The 18,557-nt window shown below is 64.0% G+C and carries 17 protein-coding genes; 8 read left to right on the top strand and 9 right to left on the bottom strand.

Annotated features, from left to right (window positions below):
* Position 1 precedes the first annotated feature (1 nt).
* A complete protein-coding gene (locus ABIB91_RS31565; protein ID WP_354170363.1) occupies positions 2-1,351 on the top strand; it encodes a hybrid sensor histidine kinase/response regulator in 1,350 nt (449 codons plus the stop codon).
* On the opposite strand, the gene ABIB91_RS31560 is transcribed toward ABIB91_RS31565, so the two are convergent.
* The 4 genes from ABIB91_RS31560 to ABIB91_RS31545 form a co-directional block, all read right to left on the bottom strand.
* On the bottom strand, positions 1,348-2,052 hold the full coding sequence (locus ABIB91_RS31560) for a response regulator (RefSeq protein ID WP_354170335.1): 705 nt from the start codon (positions 2,050-2,052) through the stop codon (positions 1,348-1,350). The genes ABIB91_RS31565 and ABIB91_RS31560 overlap by 4 nt on opposite strands.
* A 136-nt stretch (positions 2,053-2,188) precedes the next feature.
* On the bottom strand, positions 2,189-2,872 hold the full coding sequence (locus tag ABIB91_RS31555; RefSeq protein WP_035995389.1) for a response regulator: 684 nt from the start codon (positions 2,870-2,872) through the stop codon (positions 2,189-2,191).
* Positions 2,873-3,010: 138 nt separating this feature from the next.
* Complete coding sequence (locus tag ABIB91_RS31550; RefSeq protein WP_354170332.1) at positions 3,011-4,180, bottom strand: c-type cytochrome; 1,170 nt, start codon at positions 4,178-4,180, stop codon at positions 3,011-3,013.
* Between the two features lie 140 nt (positions 4,181-4,320).
* Complete coding sequence (locus ABIB91_RS31545) at positions 4,321-6,036, bottom strand: PQQ-dependent methanol/ethanol family dehydrogenase (RefSeq protein WP_354170330.1); 1,716 nt, start codon at positions 6,034-6,036, stop codon at positions 4,321-4,323.
* 966 nt (positions 6,037-7,002) lie between these two features.
* On the opposite strand from ABIB91_RS31545, the gene ABIB91_RS31540 reads away from it, so the two are divergent.
* From ABIB91_RS31540 to ABIB91_RS31525, 4 genes are all read left to right on the top strand, one after another.
* A complete protein-coding gene (locus ABIB91_RS31540) occupies positions 7,003-7,488 on the top strand; it encodes a (2Fe-2S)-binding protein (protein WP_027515099.1) in 486 nt (161 codons plus the stop codon).
* An 84-nt stretch (positions 7,489-7,572) separates the two neighbouring features.
* Positions 7,573-9,915, top strand: a complete 2,343-nt coding sequence (locus ABIB91_RS31535) for a xanthine dehydrogenase family protein molybdopterin-binding subunit (RefSeq protein ID WP_354170328.1) — start codon at positions 7,573-7,575, stop codon at positions 9,913-9,915.
* Between the two features lie 13 nt (positions 9,916-9,928).
* Entirely contained in the window at positions 9,929-10,729 is an 801-nt protein-coding gene (locus ABIB91_RS31530) for an FAD binding domain-containing protein (RefSeq protein WP_354170326.1), read from the top strand.
* Positions 10,730-10,937: 208 nt separating this feature from the next.
* The gene (locus ABIB91_RS31525) at positions 10,938-12,047 is read left to right on the top strand and encodes a CaiB/BaiF CoA transferase family protein (RefSeq protein ID WP_354170324.1); all 1,110 of its coding nucleotides are present in this window, start codon (positions 10,938-10,940) and stop codon (positions 12,045-12,047) included.
* Between the two features lie 189 nt (positions 12,048-12,236).
* On the opposite strand, the gene hppD is transcribed toward ABIB91_RS31525, so the two are convergent.
* The gene (gene hppD, locus ABIB91_RS31520) at positions 12,237-13,352 is read right to left on the bottom strand and encodes a 4-hydroxyphenylpyruvate dioxygenase (RefSeq protein WP_354170322.1); all 1,116 of its coding nucleotides are present in this window, start codon (positions 13,350-13,352) and stop codon (positions 12,237-12,239) included.
* 121 nt (positions 13,353-13,473) lie between these two features.
* Here hppD and ABIB91_RS31515 point away from each other — a divergent pair, with 121 nt between their 5' ends.
* From ABIB91_RS31515 to ABIB91_RS31505, 3 genes are all read left to right on the top strand, one after another.
* A complete protein-coding gene (locus ABIB91_RS31515) occupies positions 13,474-13,953 on the top strand; it encodes an Lrp/AsnC family transcriptional regulator (RefSeq protein WP_007599049.1) in 480 nt (159 codons plus the stop codon).
* A gap of 74 nt (positions 13,954-14,027) precedes the next feature.
* Positions 14,028-14,339 (top strand): DUF1272 domain-containing protein, encoded by a 312-nt coding sequence (locus ABIB91_RS31510; protein ID WP_354170319.1) that lies wholly within the window; start codon positions 14,028-14,030, stop codon positions 14,337-14,339.
* A 3-nt stretch (positions 14,340-14,342) separates the two neighbouring features.
* Entirely contained in the window at positions 14,343-14,519 is a 177-nt protein-coding gene (locus tag ABIB91_RS31505) for a hypothetical protein (RefSeq protein WP_354170318.1), read from the top strand.
* Positions 14,520-14,530: 11 nt separating this feature from the next.
* Here the strand turns inward: ABIB91_RS31505 and fahA are convergent, their stop codons facing one another.
* From fahA to ABIB91_RS31485, 4 genes are all read right to left on the bottom strand, one after another.
* On the bottom strand, positions 14,531-15,805 hold the full coding sequence (gene fahA, locus ABIB91_RS31500; protein ID WP_354170317.1) for a fumarylacetoacetase: 1,275 nt from the start codon (positions 15,803-15,805) through the stop codon (positions 14,531-14,533).
* Between the two features lie 178 nt (positions 15,806-15,983).
* Complete coding sequence (hmgA, locus tag ABIB91_RS31495) at positions 15,984-17,330, bottom strand: homogentisate 1,2-dioxygenase (protein WP_354170316.1); 1,347 nt, start codon at positions 17,328-17,330, stop codon at positions 15,984-15,986.
* The gene (locus ABIB91_RS31490) at positions 17,327-18,289 is read right to left on the bottom strand and encodes an MBL fold metallo-hydrolase (protein WP_007599044.1); all 963 of its coding nucleotides are present in this window, start codon (positions 18,287-18,289) and stop codon (positions 17,327-17,329) included. Before ABIB91_RS31490 ends, hmgA begins: the two co-directional genes overlap by 4 nt.
* A gap of 25 nt (positions 18,290-18,314) precedes the next feature.
* Positions 18,315-18,554: a DUF2783 domain-containing protein gene (locus tag ABIB91_RS31485; RefSeq protein WP_354170315.1), complete on the bottom strand. Its 240-nt coding sequence runs from the start codon at positions 18,552-18,554 to the stop codon at positions 18,315-18,317.
* Positions 18,555-18,557: the final 3 nt, after the last annotated feature.

Here is an 18,557-nt window from a genome sequence, read left to right as displayed (position 1 = left end):
CATGTGGCAGGGCCCTGATGCGACCGACCAGTTGCGGCGCGAGGCGGCGAAGCTGAAGAAGATCAACGCCGCCCTGATGTCGCGCGTCGAGCGCTCGATGGACCAGCAGCTCAACGCCTTCTCGCTGTTCGAGACTGCGATTGCGCTCGACCACAAGGTTCGCGACCGGACTCACCAGTTGCGCGGGGCGCTGCATTCGGTCGAGCGCGCCAATGAAGAGCTCTATCGCGCCAAGCAACAGGCCGAAGCGGCAAGCTCGCTGAAATCATCGGTGCTGATCTCGGTCACCCACGACCTGTTGCAGCCGCTCAACGCGGCGCGCCTGACGCTGTCGGCGCTGACCGAAATGATGGAGTCGCAGGAAGCGGGCCTGCTGATCGACCAGGCCGACCGCTCGCTGCTGATGCTGGAGGACCTGCTGCGGTCGCTGCTGGAGATCGCAAAGCTCGACGCCGGCGCACTCAAGCCCGACGTGCGCGCCATCGCGCTGGCGCCCCTGTTCGAGCAGCTTCGCAACGAATTCGAGCCGGTCGCGGCGCGGCAGGGGCTTGCCCTGCACATCCGCACCTCACCGCACGCGGTGAGGTCGGATGCGATGATGCTGCGACGGATCCTTCAGAATCTGCTTGCCAATGCGATCCGCTATACCCGCAGCGGCGGCGTCGTCATGGGATGCCGGCTGCGGGGCGACCGCATCTGCGTCCAGGTCTCCGACACCGGGCCTGGAATTGCGCAGGCGCAGCAGGAGGCAATCTTCCGCGAATTCCAGCGCGGCGAAGCAACCGCGACCGACCAGGCCGGCTTCGGGCTCGGCCTCTCCATCGTCCGCCGTTTCGCAACCGTGCTCGGTCACGGGGTGCAGTTGTCGTCCCGGATCGGCAAAGGATCGACCTTCACCCTGGAGCTGGAGCCGACCGACCTCGCGGAGGTCGGCGACGAGGTGCACGAGATCAAGCTCGACGAGCGGCACTATAGCGGGCTCGAAGGCGCCAAGATCCTGCTGATCGAGAACGACCCGAACGGCTCGGAGGCGATGGCCGTGCTGCTGGAAGGTTGGGGCTGCGACGTCGCGACCACGCGCTCGGCTGCCGATGCGCTGCTGCGCCTCAGCGAGCTCGGCGGTGCGCCGGATGCCGTGATCGCCGATCTGCACCTCGATCACGGCGAGAGCGGCCTGTCGGCCATCGCCGATGTCCGCCAGCATCTGAAGCTCGACATGCCGGCCATGATCATCACCGCCGACTACTCCGACAAGGCTGCAAAGGAAGCGAGCCGCCACGGCCTCGAGGTGCTGAAGAAGCCGATCAAGCCCGCCGAGATGCGGGCACTGCTGTCGTTCCTGCTGGGCTAGTCCCGCGCGGGTGGATCGGGCTGTGCCCGCTCGCGATGGGCCGTGGGGCTCTCGGCTGCCAGCGTCGCGAAGTCGATCCTGGACATTTCGACGATCGCCTTGGTGCGGCTGAGCACGTTGAGCTTGCGCAGGATCTCGGAGACGTGGACCTTCACCGTGGTCTCCGAAATCGTCAGCTCGTAGGCGATCTGCTTGTTTTGCAGGCCGCGCTGGAGCATTTCGAGCACGCGCAATTGCTGCGGCGTCAGCTCGTGCAGGCGCTTCAGGAGATCTTGCGCGGGACCGGAGGCCCGTTGCGGCCGGGCCCGTCCACGATAGGCGGCGGGAACACAGACCGAGCCGCGCAGCACCTCGCCGATCGACTGTGCCAGATCCTGCTTGGACGACGATTTGAGGATGTAGCCGGACACGCCGAGCGACAATGCGCCGGACACGATCTGCCGATCCTGATGCCCGGATACGATGACGACCGGAATTCTGGGAAATGCCTTGCGGATGCGGATGATGCCCGAAAGACCCGTGGTGCCCGGCATCGACAGATCGAGCAGGATCAGGTCGAGTTCGGTGCTCGCCGCGATCTGCTCCAGCGCGCCGTCGATCGACGTCGCCTGAACAATATCGGCCGCGGGCGCCACCATCCGGAGCGCGCCTTCGAGCGCCTCGCGAAACAGCGGATGGTCCTCGACGATCAGAAATCGCATCACGTAAGAGCCATTGTGAAGACCTTGCTGAAGACCTCGCCCAGGAGGCCGCCAGGGCCGGCGTCGAATTGAACGCGTTGAGAATGGCTCGGCACCGCCAAGCCGGCTTGATCCAGGTCAAGAACGACACTGCGCGTCATTGCGACCTGCCGCGATCGGGCCGCGCATAAGGCCGGCTGCGCGGATCGGGCAGCTCCATCTTGCCGATTTCGATGATCGCCTTGTTGCGGCTGAACAGGCCGAGCTTGCGCAGGATCTCGGTGATATGCGCCTTCACCGTGGATTCCGCGAGCTGAAGCTCCTGGGCGATCTGGCGGTTCGGATAGCCGCGACGCAGGAGGTCGAGCACGCGAAGCTGCTGCGGCGTGAGCTCGTGCAGCTTGACCTCGAGCGCCTTGCTGGCCTCGGCCCGCCGCTGCGGCGTCGCCACGAAATCCTTCGGCACCGACACCGACCCGCTCAGCACGCCCTCGATCGATTGCGCCAGCTCACGCTTCGACGTCGACTTGGGCAGATATCCGGCGGCACCCAGCGCCAGCGCCTCGCGGACGACGCGCTGGTCCTCCTCGCTCGACACGATGGCGACCGGCAGGCGCGGAAAGGCCTCGCGCAAGCGCAGAAAGCCGGAGAAGCCGGTCGCGTCCGGCAGCGAAAGATCGAGCAGCGCAAGGTCGATACCCTGCTCGGCCGACAGGATATGCAGCGCATCCGCGATCGACATCGCTTCGAAGATCCGCGCTTCCGGCAAGGCCAGCCGCACCGCATTGCCGAGCGCCTCGCGAAACAGCGGATGATCGTCGATGATCAGGAAGCTGGTCATGGCGCCTTCCCAACACTGCATCGCACGCGCACCTGCCGCGGCGGCGGAAGCGGCACATCCATGCGGTCGCCGTCCGGCGCCGGGATGATGCCGGACGGACGCTACCACATCCTCCCGATCGCGCTCGGTCAAGATCGCTCAGTCGTTCGATTCGGATTGGACCGTCAGCAGGAAGGAAAAGATGTGGTCGAACTGATCGTCGGTGAAGACCTCTTTCCAGGCCGGCATACCCTTGGTCGGCCGCCCCTCATGCACGGTGGTCCAGAATTTCTCGCGCATATCGTCACCGTAGCGATGACGCAGCAGCCGCAGGTCGATCTTCCGCTCGCTCTGGATCGCGTCCGGACCGTGGCAGTGCGCACAGGTTCCGTTGAATATCTCCTTGCCCGAACCGACGGCCTCGGTGCCGGGCGCGTCGCCCTTGGTCTCGGTGGCGACCACACTGGCGGTCTGCGTCGCGCCGGGCCCGGCCCCGATGGTCGTTCCCGCCGGCATCGCTGGGGCCGCACCGAAGCGAGCCGGCTGGCCGGTCGGCAAGCCATATTTGACCGCGAGCGCGCCGATCGTGGCCTGAAGCTGCGGCAGGACGGCATCGACGCGATCACGCAGCTCGGTGGATGTCTTCGCAAAGCCGATCGCCGCATCCCATGACAGGCCTTCGCCCTCGGTGAGCTGAATCTGATAGCGATCATTGTAGCTGGTCTTGTTCAGCCAGCCGGCGACCGGGCCCCAGATGAAGGCGACGTCGGCCTTGCCCTGATCGAGCGCCTGCATGCCTTCCTCGGGCGACAGCACCGTCACCATCCGGATGTCGGCGCGGCTCGCGAGCAAATTTTGCGGCGTGCTGGCGAACTGCACGGCAACACGCTTGCCGTGGAGGCTGTCGAGGCCGTTGAGCACCTGCCCCTTGGCCGCCACGAGGCCATAGCCCTCCTTCGCGACCGTGCCGGAGAAGATCACGGCCGGTCCCATGAAATCCTCGGACCGCGGCAGCCCGATCATGGCGTCGCATTGCTTGCCGAGCAGCGTGACACGCACGGTGCGCTTGCCGAAATAGGATTTGTACCAGTCGTAGGCGACCGGCCGGCCGAGCGCCTGCGCCAGGGCCTGCCCGATCTCGACATAGAAACCCGGCTGAGACGGATTATCGCTTGAGAATGGAAGATTGGTCGGGTCGGCGCAGAGACGCAGCGGCTGCGCCTCGTCCGCATGCAGCAAGGCGGGAACCACCAGCGCGGCGGCACATGCGAGCAGACCTGCGATGGCGCGATTTCGGCTCGCACCGATGCCAGAACGATTCGGACGCATCCTCGTCTCCCGTAGCTCTTGATTGGGCCGGAGCTCTGTTGAGCCAGGCGCTGCGGCACCAGGCATCGGCCGATGCCGCAGCTCGTGTCAGGAAAAGGCGCGCGCGTATCCCGTCACCTCGAGGATGCGCGCGCGAGTGCTCACTGGACGGAGAACACGAAGAGCGAACCGCCCTCGGGGGCTGCGGCCGTCATCTTCTTTCCTATCTCGCCCAGGAACGCCGGCAGCGCAGCGGTGCGGCCGACGACGATGGCGACATATTGCTTGCCGTCGACTTGATAGGTCACCGGACCTGCGCCGATGCCGGAGCCGAGATTCTTGCTCCACAACACCTTGCCGGATTTCGCATCGATGGCGCGGAAATCGCCATGGATGTTGCCGGCAAACACGAGGCCACCGCCGGTGGTCAGCGTGCCCCCGTTGAACGGCAGGTCTTCCTTGATCGACCAGACCTTCTTCTGCGCCACCGGATCCCAGGCCACGAGCTCGCCGAGGAAGCCGCCCGGGCCTTCCTTGGTCGGGAATTCGGCGCCGAGATAAAACACACCGCGCTTGTAGGCGACGTCCGAGACCGACCAGTCCATGCAGACGTTGTTGGACGGGATGTAGACGAGGCCGGTCTGCGGATTGAACGACATCGGCTGCCAGTTCTTGCCGCCGATCAGGTTCGGGCAGATGTCCTTGGCGGGATGATTCGGTCCGGGACGCTTGTCGGGATCCTCGACCGCGCGCATCGTGGCGACGTCCCACTTCTTGGCCCAGTTGGAGAACACGTATTTCTCCGCCGAAAGCACCTTGCCGGTCTCGCGGTTGGCGACGAAGAAGTAGCCGTTGCGATCCGCCTTCATCAGCGCCGGAACGGTGCTGCCGCCGATCTTCAGATCCGCGAGCACGGCTTCGTTGACGCCGTCATAGTCCCAGGCATCGGCCGGCGTGGTCTGGATGTGCCACTTGATCTTGCCGGTGTTGGGATCGAACGCCACCGTCGAGGCGGTGTAGAGATTGGTCAGCTTGCCGAAATTGCCGTCGCCGGTCGAGCGCACCGCCGTATTCCAGGGACCGGGATTGCTGGTGCCCCAATAGACCGTGTCGGTCTTCGGATCGTAGGAGCCGACCAGCCAGGGCGCGCCGCCGCCGTGCTGGGCGGAGTCGCCCTTCCAGGTGTCGCCGCCGGGCTCATCCGGCGACGGAACCGTGTAGGTCTGCCACAACTGCTTGCCGGTGCTGATGTCGAAGGCCTGGAGCGAGCCGCGCACGCCGTATTCGCCGCCGCCGAACCCAGTGATGACCTTGTCGCGCACGACGAGCGGCGGCGAGGTGATGACCGAACCCTGCTTGTAATCGACCACCTTCGTCGTCCACAGCGTCTTGCCGGTCGCGGCATCGAGCGCCGTCAGCTTGCCGTCGAGGCGACCGACGAAGATCTTGCCGTCGGCATAGGAGACGCCGCGATTGTTCACATCGCAGCAGGCGTATTGCAGCTCGTCCTCGGGAATATCGGGCTCGTAGGTCCACTTGCGCGCGCCGGTGGCGGCATCGAGCGCGTAGACATATTTCGGGCCCCAGGAGCTCGAAACAAAGAGCGTGTTGCCGACGACGATCGGCGAGGATTCGTTCGAACGCAGCGACGCCAGCGAGAACGAATAGGCGAGCGTCAGCTTGCCGGCGTTCTCGGTGTTGATCTGCTTCAGCGGACTGAAGCGCGTGTTGCCGTAGTCGTGGCCGGCAACGGCCCACTGGTTCGAATCGGATTGCGCCTTGAGCAGGGAGTCGTTGGCGCGAACGCCCGGCGTAGCGGCGGCCAGCATCGCAATCATCGAGATGCCAGCCAAGAAGCCCTTCGTTCCAAAGGTCATGTATTCCCTCCGCGATGTTGTTGTGCACGCCATGTTGGGCGCTTGAGCGCGCTGCGCTCGTGATGCGCAGTTTGTCTGCGAGCCATCGTTTGAAATTACAGCATCGCCGTTTCGCGCTTAGTATAGGCGGAAGGTAGTAGTGCGGATCATTAGCGAGTTGCGCCGCTCATCTCGTTGTTCAGACTTGCGTCTTGTCCCTGCTTGCAGCTCGAAACGAGCCGTCGGATGTGGGCGCACCGCGACACAATCGGGCCGCTCCCATCCGGCTTCGCGTGCATCGGTCACGATGATGGCGCTACCACCATCGCGAAGTTTTCGAAGACGTTCGCGGCAGGTTTTCGCGACGTGGGGTCGATCGGGCGCGAGCGAACTTGCCGCCGGTCTGCGCGTCGGTCTCGCCGTGCAGGACGGTGACGCCAGGCGATCGTTTCCGAGCCGGACTTGGCCCATCCTGGCAAAGGCGCGATGCCGCCCGCGCGGCGCCTTCACCGGACCGACCTTCGGCCCCACGGTCGGGGTCCTGGGAGGCCCCGGCCGGCGCGGCTCGCCGGCATCTGGCCAGCACAGCTGCGCTGCACCGCCACGAACAAAATCAATGACTTAGCTTGCTACCGCCTACTACCAAGATCGCGATTACAATAGTGCAAGCGCGTGCTCCTATTCATGTCAACGAACAAGACATCAAAGGGAGACATGACGCGCGAGGACCCCACGTTCAGGACCAGCGCCTCGCACCGGCGGTTGAATTAAGCCCGCCGCTGACCGAAGCGTGCATCGTTTTCGAAGGCTCCTTGCAAAGTCGCGCCACGCGCTGGCGGCGGCACGGGGCATCGCGACCGAATCGCCCACCCGCGACAACCGTCACGATGACCTTTCCATGACGCGCCGCCTGTAAAATCCCAGTTGCAAACTTCCGTTCGCGCTGTCTCTAATTGGAATAACTATAAACATTCGGGAGGTACTCACGTGTCTACAGTCAAACTGACGGTGAACGGCAAGGCTGTTGCCGTCGACGTCGAGGACCGCACGCTGCTGGTTCAGCTGCTGCGCGACCACCTCAACCTCACCGGAACCCATGTCGGTTGCGACACCAGCCAGTGCGGCGCCTGCGTCGTCCATATGGACGGCAAGGCGGTCAAATCCTGCACCATGCTCGCGGGCCAGGCCGACGGCGCCAGCATCACCACGATCGAAGGCATCGCCAAGGGCGACGAGCTGCACCCGATGCAGGCAGCCTTCCGCGACAATCACGGTCTGCAGTGCGGCTATTGCACGCCCGGCATGATCATGTCGGCCATCGACATCGTGCACCGCCATGGCGGCCAGCTCGATGAGGCCACCGTCCGCCACGAGCTCGAAGGCAATATCTGCCGCTGCACCGGCTACCACAACATCGTCAAAGCCGTACTGGACGCGGCAGGCCGCATGAAGGTCTCGCAGGCGGCCGAGTAATCGGCGCGCCTCGAAACAAAAACCATCGCCGCCGCTTTCGAGGGAAAGCGCGGTCAAGGCAAATTCCGGTCGGGAGGACCAGACATGGGTGTTGAAGGCATTGGCGCGCGCGTCGTGCGCAAGGAAGACAAGCGTTTCATTACCGGCAAGGGCCGCTACGTCGACGACATCAAATTGCAGGGCATGACCCATGCCCATTTCATCCGCAGCCCGCACGCGCATGCCAGGGTGAAGGGGATCGATTCCTCCGCCGCGCTGAAGATGCCGGGCGTGGTCGCGGTGCTGACGGGCCAGGAGATCGTCGACGACAAGGTCGGCAACCTCATCTGTGGCTGGGCCATCACCTCCAAGGACGGCAGCCCGATGAAGATGGGCGCATGGCCGGCGATGGCGCCGGAGACGGTGCGCTTCGTCGGTCAGGCGGTCGCAGTCGTGATCGCCGAGACCAAAAATCTCGCACGCGACGCGGCCGAAGCCGTGGTCGTGAACTACGAAGAGCTGCCCGCGGTCGCCGACGTTCACGCCGCGATCAAGTCCGGCGCGCCGCAGCTGCATCCCGAAGCTCCCGGCAACCAGGTCTATGACTGGGTGATCGGCGACGAGGGCGCCACCGATGCCGCCTTCGCCAAGGCCGCCAACGTGGTGAAGCTCGACGTCACCAACAACCGTCTCGCGCCGAACGCAATGGAGCCCCGCGCGGCGATTGCCGATTACGATTCGGCGGAAGAGCACTTCACGCTCTACACGACGTCGCAGAATCCGCACGTCGCCCGCCTCGTGCTGTCGGCGTTCTACAACATCGCACCCGAGCACAAGCTGCGCGTGATTGCGCCTGACGTCGGCGGCGGCTTCGGCTCGAAAATCTTCATCTATCCCGAAGAGATGGTGGCGCTGTGGGCCTCGAAGAAAGTCGGCCGTCCCGTGAAATGGACCGGCGACCGGACCGAGGCCTTCCTCACCGATGCGCATGGCCGCGACCACGTCACCCATGCCGAGATGGCCTTCGACGCCAACAACAAGATCACCGGATTGAAGGTGAAGACCTACGCCAATTTCGGCGCCTACATGTCACTGTTCTCGTCGTCGGTGCCGACCTATCTCTACGCGACGCTGCTGTCGGGCCAGTACAACATCCCGGCGATCCATGCCGAGGTGGTCGGGGTCTACACCAACACCACGCCGGTCGACGCCTATCGCGGCGCCGGCCGCCCCGAGGCGAGCTATCTGATCGAACGTCTCATGGAAACGGCGGCGCGGCAGTTGAAGGTCGATCCGGCAGCGTTGCGCCGGACCAACTTCATCACCCAGTTCCCGCACCAGACGCCCGTGATCATGGCCTATGACACCGGCGACTTTAACGCCTCGCTCGATGCCGCGATGAAGGCGATCGACTATGCCGGCTTTGCCGGGCGCAAGGCCAAGGCGAAGGCCGACGGCAAGCTGCGTGGCATCGGCGTGTCCTGCTACATCGAGGCCTGCGGCATCGCGCCGTCGAAGGCCGTCGGCAGCCTGGGCGCCGGCGTCGGTCTTTGGGAGTCCGCCGAAGTCCGCGTCAACCCGGTCGGCACCATCGAGGTGCTGACGGGATCGCACAGCCACGGCCAGGGTCACGAGACCACGTTCTGCCAGCTCGTCGCGGAGCGGCTCGGCGTTCCCATCAGCCAGGTCTCGATCGTCCATGGCGACACCGACAAGGTGCAGTTCGGCATGGGCACCTACGGCTCGCGCTCGGCCGCCGTTGGCCTCACCGCGATCCTGAAAGCCATGGAGAAGATGGAATCCAAGGCCAAGAAGATCGCCGCGCATGCGCTGGAAGCTTCGGAAGGCGACATCGTCATCGAGAACGGCGAGTTCAAGGTGGCCGGAACCGACAAGGCGATCGCCTTCCCGATGGTCGCGCTCGCGGCCTACACCGCGCACAATCTGCCTGACGGGATGGAGCCGGGCCTGAAGGAAAGCGCCTTCTACGACCCGACCAATTTCACCTTCCCGGCCGGCACCTATATCTGCGAGCTCGAGGTCGATCCCGGCATTGGCAAGACGTCTTTCGTCAACTTTGTCGCGGCCGACGATTTCGGCCGGCTGATCAACCCGATGATCGTCGAGGGCCAGGTCCATGGCGGTCTCGTGCAAGGCATCGGACAAGCGTTGCTCGAGCACGCGATCTACGACGCCAGCGGGCAGCCGGTCACGGCCTCGTTCATGGACTACGCCATGCCGCGCGCCGACGACGTTCCCTCGTTCAACCTCTCCCACACCACGACGCTGTGCCCGGGCAATCCGCTCGGCATCAAAGGGTGCGGTGAGGCCGGCGCGATCGGCGCGTCAGCGGCCGTGATCAACGCGATCACGGATGCGATCGGCAAGAACAATCTGGAAATGCCCGCAACCCCGGACCGGGTGTGGCGCACGATCCACGCGGCTTAAGGGAGGAACGAAGATGTACCAGACCGTTTATCATCGCGCGTCCTCGGTCGACGAGGCCGTCGCCCTGTTCTCCAAGAGCAGCGAAGCAAAGTTCCTCGCCGGCGGCCAGACGCTGCTGCCGGTGATGAAGCAACGCCTCGCCAGTCCGTCCGACGTGATCGACCTCGGCAAGATCAAGGAGCTGCAAGGCGTCGAACTCTCGGGCGACGTGCTGACCATCAAAGCCGGCACGACCTATTTCGACATCATGCAGAATGCCGATGTGAAGAAGGCGATCCCCGCAATCGCCTATCTCACCTCGGTGCTTGGGGACCCCGCCGTGCGCTATCGCGGCACGATCGGCGGCTCGATCGCCAACAACGATCCTGCCGCGGATTTTCCGGCCGCGCTGCTCGCGCTCGGCGCCACCGTGAAGACCAACAAGCGGTCGATTACGGCGGATGACTTCTTCCAGGGCCTGTTCACGACGGCGCTGGAAGACGGCGAGCTCATCACCGCCGTGTCGTTCCCGGTTCCGGCGAAGGCAGGCTACGAAAAGATGCGCCACCCGGCGTCTCGCTTCGCGCTGACCGGCGTGTTCGTCGCGCAGACGAAGTCGGGCGAGGTTCAGGTGGCCGCCACCGGCGCCTCGCAAAGCGGCGTGATGCGAGTCCCGGCCATCGAAACGGCGCTGAAGGCGAATTGGTCGCCGTCGGCGATCGACAGCGTGAGCATTTCGGCGAGCAATCTGCTGGCCGACATCCACGGAACGGCGGAGTACCGCGCCAACCTCATCAAGGTGATGGCGCAGCGCGCGGTGGCTGCCGCTCGCTGATCATCGCGCCTTAGCGCCTCAACACAAATTTTCCGCGGCGCGCACTTCGGTGCGCGCCGTTTTATTTGGCCGTGCGGGTGAAAAGCGCTTGCCTCACTGGCGTGGAGGCGAGAAAAGTTAATCGGCCAATTAACTCGCCCCGCAGAGCAACGCCTCGGCGCTTGCCGACCATCGGCAATATGCGCCTTGGATCCGAGGAAACAAACACGTGCTCGATCAATCAGCCCAAAACTCCTCCGTCCGCACCTCCGGCCCGCTCGCAGGTTTCCGCATCGTTGAATTCGCCGGCATTGGACCAGGCCCGTTCGCCTGCATGATGCTGGCCGACATGGGCGCCGAAATCGTCACGCTCGATCGGGTCGGCGCCAGGAAGAACATGAAGTCGGTCGCAGGCCGCGGCCGCAAGGTGGTCGAGCTCGACCTCAAGGACAAGGCGGCGATCGCGGAGGTGCTCGATCTGCTTGCGAATGCCGACGCACTGGTCGAGGGTTTTCGTCCCGGCGTGATGGAGCGGCTCGGCCTCGGGCCTGACGTGGTGCTCGCGCGCAATCCAAAGCTGGTCTACGGCCGCATGACCGGCTGGGGCCAGCAAGGCCCGCTCGCCAACGCCGCCGGCCACGACATCAACTACATCTCCATCACCGGCGCGCTCGCCGCGATCGGCACGAAGGAAGCGCCGGTGCCGCCGCTCAATTTGGTCGGCGATTTCGGCGGCGGCGCGCTCTACCTCGTGGTCGGCGTGCTCGCGGCGCTGCTGGAGGGCTCGCGGTCAGGCAAGGGCCAGGTCGTCGATGCCGCGATGTGCGACGGCGCGGCATCGCTGATGTCGTTCTTCTTCGACATGACCGCGCTCGGCCGCTGGACCGAAGGCCGCAACGAGAACTTCCTTGACGGCGGCGCGCATTTCTACGGCGTCTACGAATGTGCCTGCGGCCATTTCGTCTCGATCGGCTCGATCGAGCCGCAGTTCTACGCGTTGCTGCGCGAACACGCCGGCCTGACCGACGCCGACTTCGACGCGCAGATGGACCGCAAGGCCTGGCCCGCGCTGAAGGAAAAATTGAAGACGGTATTCAAGAGCAAGACGCGCGAGGACTGGTGCAAGATCATGGAAGGCACCGACATCTGCTTTGCGCCGGTGCTGACCATGTCGGAAGCGACCGAGCATCCGCACATGGTCGCCCGCAACGTCTTCGTCGAGCGCCACGGCGTGAAGCAGCCGGCGCCGGCGCCACGCTTTTCGCGGACCCCATCGGCGGTGCGAGAGCCGGAAGTGGCCGAGATCGGCGCGGTGACGAGGGCGTGGGCGGAGCGTTAAGGCCTCCGCTGTCGCATCACACTCCGGGTCGTCCTGGCGAAAGCCAGGACCCATAGCCACCAAACGTGGTTTGACGAAGACTCGGAGTTACCAGTCCGCCCACCGACCGCTCCATGGGGTAATGGGTCCTGGGCTTTCGCCAGGACGACGGCTGTGTTTGACGCTGCGGCGTGCCTATAGGTCGCGCGCCTACGCCGCATCCACCTTCAACACCCCACGCCGGATCTGATCCTCCTCGATCGACTCGAACAGCGCCTTGAAATTACCCTCGCCAAAACCGTCGTCGCCCTTGCGCTGGATGAACTCGAAGAAGATGGGGCCGATCGCATTGGCCGAGAAGATCTGCAGCAGCACCTTAGTCTGGCCGCCGTCGACCACGCCCTCCCCGTCGATCAGGATGCCGTTTTTCTGAAGCCGCGCGACGTCCTCGCCATGCTTCGGCAGCCGCGCGTCGATCCGCTCGAAATAGGTCGCGGGCGGCGCCGGCATGAAGGGCAGGCCCGCTTCGCGCAAGTCCTCGATGGTGCGGTGGATGTCGCGGCAGCCGCAGGCGATGTGCTGGATGCCTTCGCCGCGATAGATACTGAGATATTCCTCGATCTGGCCGGAATTGCCGGCATCCTCGTTGATCGGAATCCGGATCTTGCCGTCCGGGCTTGTCAGTGCGCGCGAGAACAGGCCCGAGGCGCGGCCCTCGATGTCGAAGAAGCGGATCTGGCGGAAGTTGAAGAGTTTTTCGTAGAAACCGGTCCAGACATCCATGCGGCCGCGATGGACGTTGTGGGTGAGGTGATCGAGATAGAACAGGCCGGCGCCGGCAGGCCGCGGATCGCGCGCGCCGAGCCATTCGAACTCGCCGTCATAGGCCGAACCCTTGGCGCCGTAGCGATCGACGAAGTAGAGCAGGCTGCCGCCGATGCCCTTGATCGCGGGGACATCGAGCGTCTTCTGCGCGGAGGACACATCCGCAGGTTCGGCGCCGAGTGAAATCGCGCGGTCATAGGCCTTCTTCGCATCGACGACCCGAAACGCCATTGACGGCGCACAGGGGCCGTGCGCGGCGACGAAATCGTGACCGTGAGTGCCGGGCTCCTCGTTGACCAGATAGTTGATATCGCCCTGACGATAAACCGTGATCGTCTTCGTTCTATGGCGCGCGACGGGCGCATAGCCCATCAGCCTGAACAGCGCGTGCAGCTCTTCAGGATTGGGATGCGCATATTCAACGAACTCGAACCCATCGGTGCCCATCGGATTATCGGCGGTGATCGTGGCCGGCGGTGCATCGTGCGGAAACGGACCCATGCTGCTCTCCCAAATTGCTGTTGAGAGGAACTATCCTTCACGACGCCTGCAATGAGCGTGCAAATGGGAAGCTGTTTGGCTATGTTGTGCACGGTCCGTGCATAAAATGGGTAAACCGCGCATGACTTTGGTGGATGCCTTCGACCTCAAGATCCTGGGCGCGCTCCAGGACGACGGCCGCCTCACCAACCAGGAACTGGCCGACCTCGCAGGCCTCTCGGCCTCGCAATGCTCGCGGCGACGGATGCGGCTGGAGGAGGAGAAGGTGATCTCAGGCTATCATGCCGATCTCTCCAGCGAGGCGCTGGGCTTCGGCGTGGTCGCCTTCATCCAGGTGACGCTGGCGACCCACTCACCGGATAACTCGAAACGCTTCCGAACGCTGGTCAATCGAATCGACGAGATCCAGGAGGCCTATTCGCTCACCGGCGACGCCGACTATGTGCTGAAAGCCGTACTGCGCGACCTGAAGGGTCTCTCCAATCTCGTCAACGACGTGCTGATGCCGCACCAGAGCGTGGCGCATGTGCGCTCTTCGATCGTGCTCGACCGGCTGAAGGAAAGCACGCGTCTGCCGCTGAAGGAAATCAAACCCGGCTGAAATCGAGGGAAATCCGGCATTCGCGCTGCGCGCGCGATCTGCGATGATCCCGGCCAATCTGCGGAGACTGAGCCATGGCCCTTCAGCTTCGACCGAACTGCGAATATTGCGACCGCGACCTGCCCCCGAACGCAACCGATGCGCGGATCTGCTCCTATGAATGCACGTTCTGTGCGGACTGCGTGGAGACGAAACTCTCCAACGTCTGCCCGAACTGCGGCGGCGGTTTTGCGCCGCGCCCGATCAGGCCGACGCAGGAATGGCGGCCGGGCGTCTGTGTGACAAAGCACGTGCCGTCGGACAAGCGGGTGCATTTGAAGTACAGTCCAGATGATGTCGCAGCGCATTGCGCGAGGATACGCGACGTACCGCCGGAGAAGCGCTAGCAAATGCAGATTGAAGTAACGCCGGAAGAACTTAGGTACATAATTCGTGTCGGCGCAGCGCTGGTGCAGCATGTCCCCGACAAATCTCTATCGACCTACTGCAATTTCGATAAGCAGCAGATTATCGATTTTTCAGCTCGAATGAGAACCGAGCTCGATAAGGCTGACCTTGACCTATAGCCGGCAGGCAATCACTCCGCCGCCAGAATCGTCCCCTCGACCTCGCCGAACCCGACGCGATAGCCGTTGCCCTGGCACCAGCCGCGCATCACGAGGCTGTCGCCGTCTTCCAGGAACGACCGCTTGATGCCGCCGGGTAGTTCGACCGGTTCGGTGCCGTTCCAGCTGATCTCCAGCAGGCTGCCGCGCTGATTCTTCTCCGGGCCGGAGATGGTGCCGCTCCCTAAGAGATCTCCGACATTCATGGCGCAGCCGGAGGAGGCGTGGTGCATCAGCTGCTGCACCGAGGACCAGTACATGTACTTGAAATTGGTGCGGCTGATGCCGGCCGGCGCGTTGGCTCCGGCGGCGCGCAAGGAGACGTCGAGCTCGAGATCGTAGTTCTGCGGCTTGCCCTGCTTGAGGTAATCAAGCGGCACCGGCTCCTGCTCCGGCCCGCTCAGGCGAAACGGCTCCAGCGCCTCGCGCGTCACCACCCACGGGCTGATCGAGGTCGCGAACGCCTTGGCGAGGAACGGGCCAAGCGGCACATACTCCCATTGCTGGATGTCGCGCGCGCTCCAGTCGTTGAGCAGCACGAAGCCGAAGATCATCTCCTCGGCCTGCTGCTCCGTGAGCATCCCGCCCATGGGCGAAGGCTGCCCGACCACGACGCCCATCTCCAGCTCGAAATCGAGCCGCTTGCAGGGCGCAAAGCTCGGCACCTCGATAGAGGGCGGCTTCAGCTGCCCGCGCGGACGCTTCACCTTGGTGCCCGAGACCACGACGGTCGAGGCACGGCCGTTGTAGGCGATCGGCATGTGCAGCCAGTTCGGCTGCAGCGCATTGTCCTTGCCGCGGAACATGACGCCGACGTTGGTGGCGTGCTCCTTGGACGAATAGAAATCGGTGTAGCCGGAGACTGCGAATGGCAGATGCAGTTTCGCATCGCGCATCGGCACCAGAGCCTGCTTGCGCAGCTCCTCGTTGTCGCGCAGCTCGGGATGATCGTGGCGCAACAGCTCGCTGATCCGCGCCCGCGTCTTCGCCCAGACCTTTGGTCCCAGCGTCATGAAAGCATTGAGCGACGGCGTCGAGAACACGCCGAGCGGCCCGACGTCGAGCCGCGAATCCTGCTCGAGTTCCCAGAGATCGAGCACATAGTCGCCGATCGCCACGCCGACGCGCTGAGTCGGATTGGCCGCGGTCGAGAACACGCCGTAAGGCAGGTTCTGGATCGGGAAGTCGGAGGCGGGATCGACGTCGATGAAAGAGCGGAGGCTGGGATCGTTGGGGTGGGTTGTCACTTTTTCACTCGGTCCTTTTTCCTTCTCCCCTTGCAGGAGAAGGTGGCGCGAAGCGCCGGATGAGGGGTTGTATCTGCGTGTCCGAATGAGAGAGGCTTGTTCGCGGAGACAGACCCCTCACCCGTCTCGCCGCTACGCGGCGAGCCACCCTCTCCCACAAGGGGAGAGGGGAAGATCGCTACGGCTTGCTCGGATCGAACCGCTTTTCCAGGCCCTTCCAGCAATCCGCGTAGTCGTCCTGCAACGTCGCGGAATTCGCGGCGTGCGCGGTGACGCGCTGCGCGTAGCGGGTCTCGAACATGAAGGCCATGGTGCCAGTTAGCTTGACCGGCTTCAGCTCGCCATTACTGGCGTGCTCGAAAGCGTCGCGATCGGGGCCGTGCGGCAGCATGCAATTGTGCAGGCTCATGCCGCCCGGCACGAAACCTTGCGGCTTGGCGTCGTAGACGCCGTAGATCAGGCCCATGAACTCGCTCATGATGTTCATGTGATACCACGGCGGGCGGAAGGTGTTGTCGGCGACCATCCAGCGCTCGGGGAAGATCACGAAGTCGATATTCGCCGTGCCTGGGGTCTCCGACGGCGAGGTCAGCACGGTGAAGATCGAGGGATCGGGATGATCGAAGCCGATCGCGCCGACCGGCGAGAAGCTGCGCAGATCATATTTATACGGCGCATAATTGCCGTGCCAGGCGACGACGTCGATCGGCGAGTGCGGCAACGTCGTCTTGAACAGTGCGCCGCCCCATTTCACGAATAGCTCGGTCGGTGTGTCCTTGTCCTCGTAGTGCGCGACCGGCGTCAGGAAGTCGCGGGCATTGGCGAGGCAGTTGGCGCCGATCGGCCCGCGCTCCGGCAGCGTGAAGGCGCCGCCGTAGTTTTCGCAGAGATAGCCCCGCGCCGGTCCGCTCGGAATCTCCACCCGGAACTTGACGCCGCGCGGGATCACCACGATCTCGCCGGGCTCGGCATCGATCCGACCGAACTCGGTGACGATGCGAAGATTGCCCTGCTGCAGCACGAACATCAGCTCGCCGTCCGCATTGTAGAAGTGCTGGTCCACCATCGACTTGGTGATGAGATAGACATGAGCGGCCATGCCGGCCTGCGCGTTGACGTCGCCGGCGGTGGTCATGGTCTGCACGCCCTGAAGGAAAGTCATGTCCTCCTTCGGGATCGGCGCCGGATCCCAGCGCAATTGCGCGATCGGCAGATCGTTTTCATGGCACGGTGCCGAACGCCACAGGCCGCCGTCGGCCTTCTCGAAACGGCCCGAATGTTTCACCGACGGGCGAATGCGATAGAGCCATGAGCGCTCATTGGAGCCGCGCGGCGCCGTGAAGGGAGAACCGGAAAGCTGCTCGGCATAGAGGCCGTAGGCACAGCGCTGCGGCGAGTTGCGCCCGATCGGCAGCGCGCCCGGCAGCGCCTCGGTCTCAAAACTGTTGCCAAAGCCGGACATGTAGCCCGGCGTGACCTGGGCCGTGCTGCGAATGATCTGATCGGGCGAGGTATTGATGTTCATGATGATCCTCCTCCTTGCAGGGCGGCCCACATCTCCTGGTCGCGCTTGTCGGTCCAGATCACGGGGTCGTCGATTCCCGACGCCTCGTCGAAGGCGCGCGACACGTTGAACGGCAGACAGTGCTCGTAGATGGCGAAGCTCGAAAATTTCGGATCCATCACCTCGCGCGTCGCAGCCATCGATTCCTTCAGCGTCCGGCCCTTGGCGACCGAGATTTCAGCGGCGCCATAGAGCGAGGTGACGAAGTCGCGCGTCATCGCGATGGCTTCACGCACCGTGGCAACACCTTTGAGCGCATCGCCGCGGCCCGGCGCGATCGCCTTGGGATTGAAGTTGCGGATTTCGTTCAGCGTCAGCGGCCATTCGCGCAAATGCGCGTCGCCGCAATAGCAGGCCGAATGGTATTCGATCAGGTCGCCGGAGAACATCACCTCGGCATCGGGCACCCAGGCGACGATGTCGCCGGAGGTGTGGCCGGCGCCGAGCTGCATCAGGCGCACCTCGCGCTTGCCGAGATAGATCGACATCTCGCCTTCGAAGGTCAGCGTCGGCCAGGTCAGGCCGGGAATGCTCGATGCGTCCTGAAACAGCCGCGGGAAGCGGCCATACTCGGAATCCCAATCCTGCTGGCCACGCTCCTCGATCAGACGATAGGTCTCCTGCGAGGCGACGATGCCCTGCGCCTTGTAGGCGGAGGCACCGAGCACGCGCACGGCGTGATAATGCGACAGCACGACATATTTGATCGGCTTGTCGGTGACGGTACGGACGCGCTCGATCACCTTGTTGGCCATCGCCGGCGTCGATTGCGCGTCGAACACCAGGCAGCCGTCGTCGCCGACGATGATCGCGGTGTTCGGATCGCCCTCGGCGGTGAAGGCGTAGAGATCGGTGCCGATCTCGGAGAAAGTGATCTTCTTCTCGGAGAGGTCGCCGGTGGATGCGAAGTTCTTCGCCATCAATTCATCCTTCAAGTCTTTGGGATTATTGTTGTTGCTGTTGTTGTTGCTGCTGTTGCTGCTGCTGGCCGTCGATCATGCGCCGCCTGGCGAGGAGGATCGCCTCCCGCAGCACGTCGATATCGCCGATGTGATTGGCGAGGATCAGCACCAGCGCCGCGTCGAAGTCGGCGCTTTGCTCGTCGGTGAAGCCACGATGCGCCTCCACGATGGCACGAAAGGCGTCGTCGGGTCGCGCGAAGTTGGAGCTGGTGGAGAGCGGCATGCG

This window comes from Bradyrhizobium sp. JR4.3 (assembly GCF_040547695.1).
Classification (GTDB): Bacteria; Pseudomonadota; Alphaproteobacteria; order Rhizobiales; family Xanthobacteraceae; genus Bradyrhizobium; species Bradyrhizobium canariense.
Note: the sequence above shows the minus strand (reverse complement) of the source record. Positions and strands in the feature narration are given on the sequence as shown.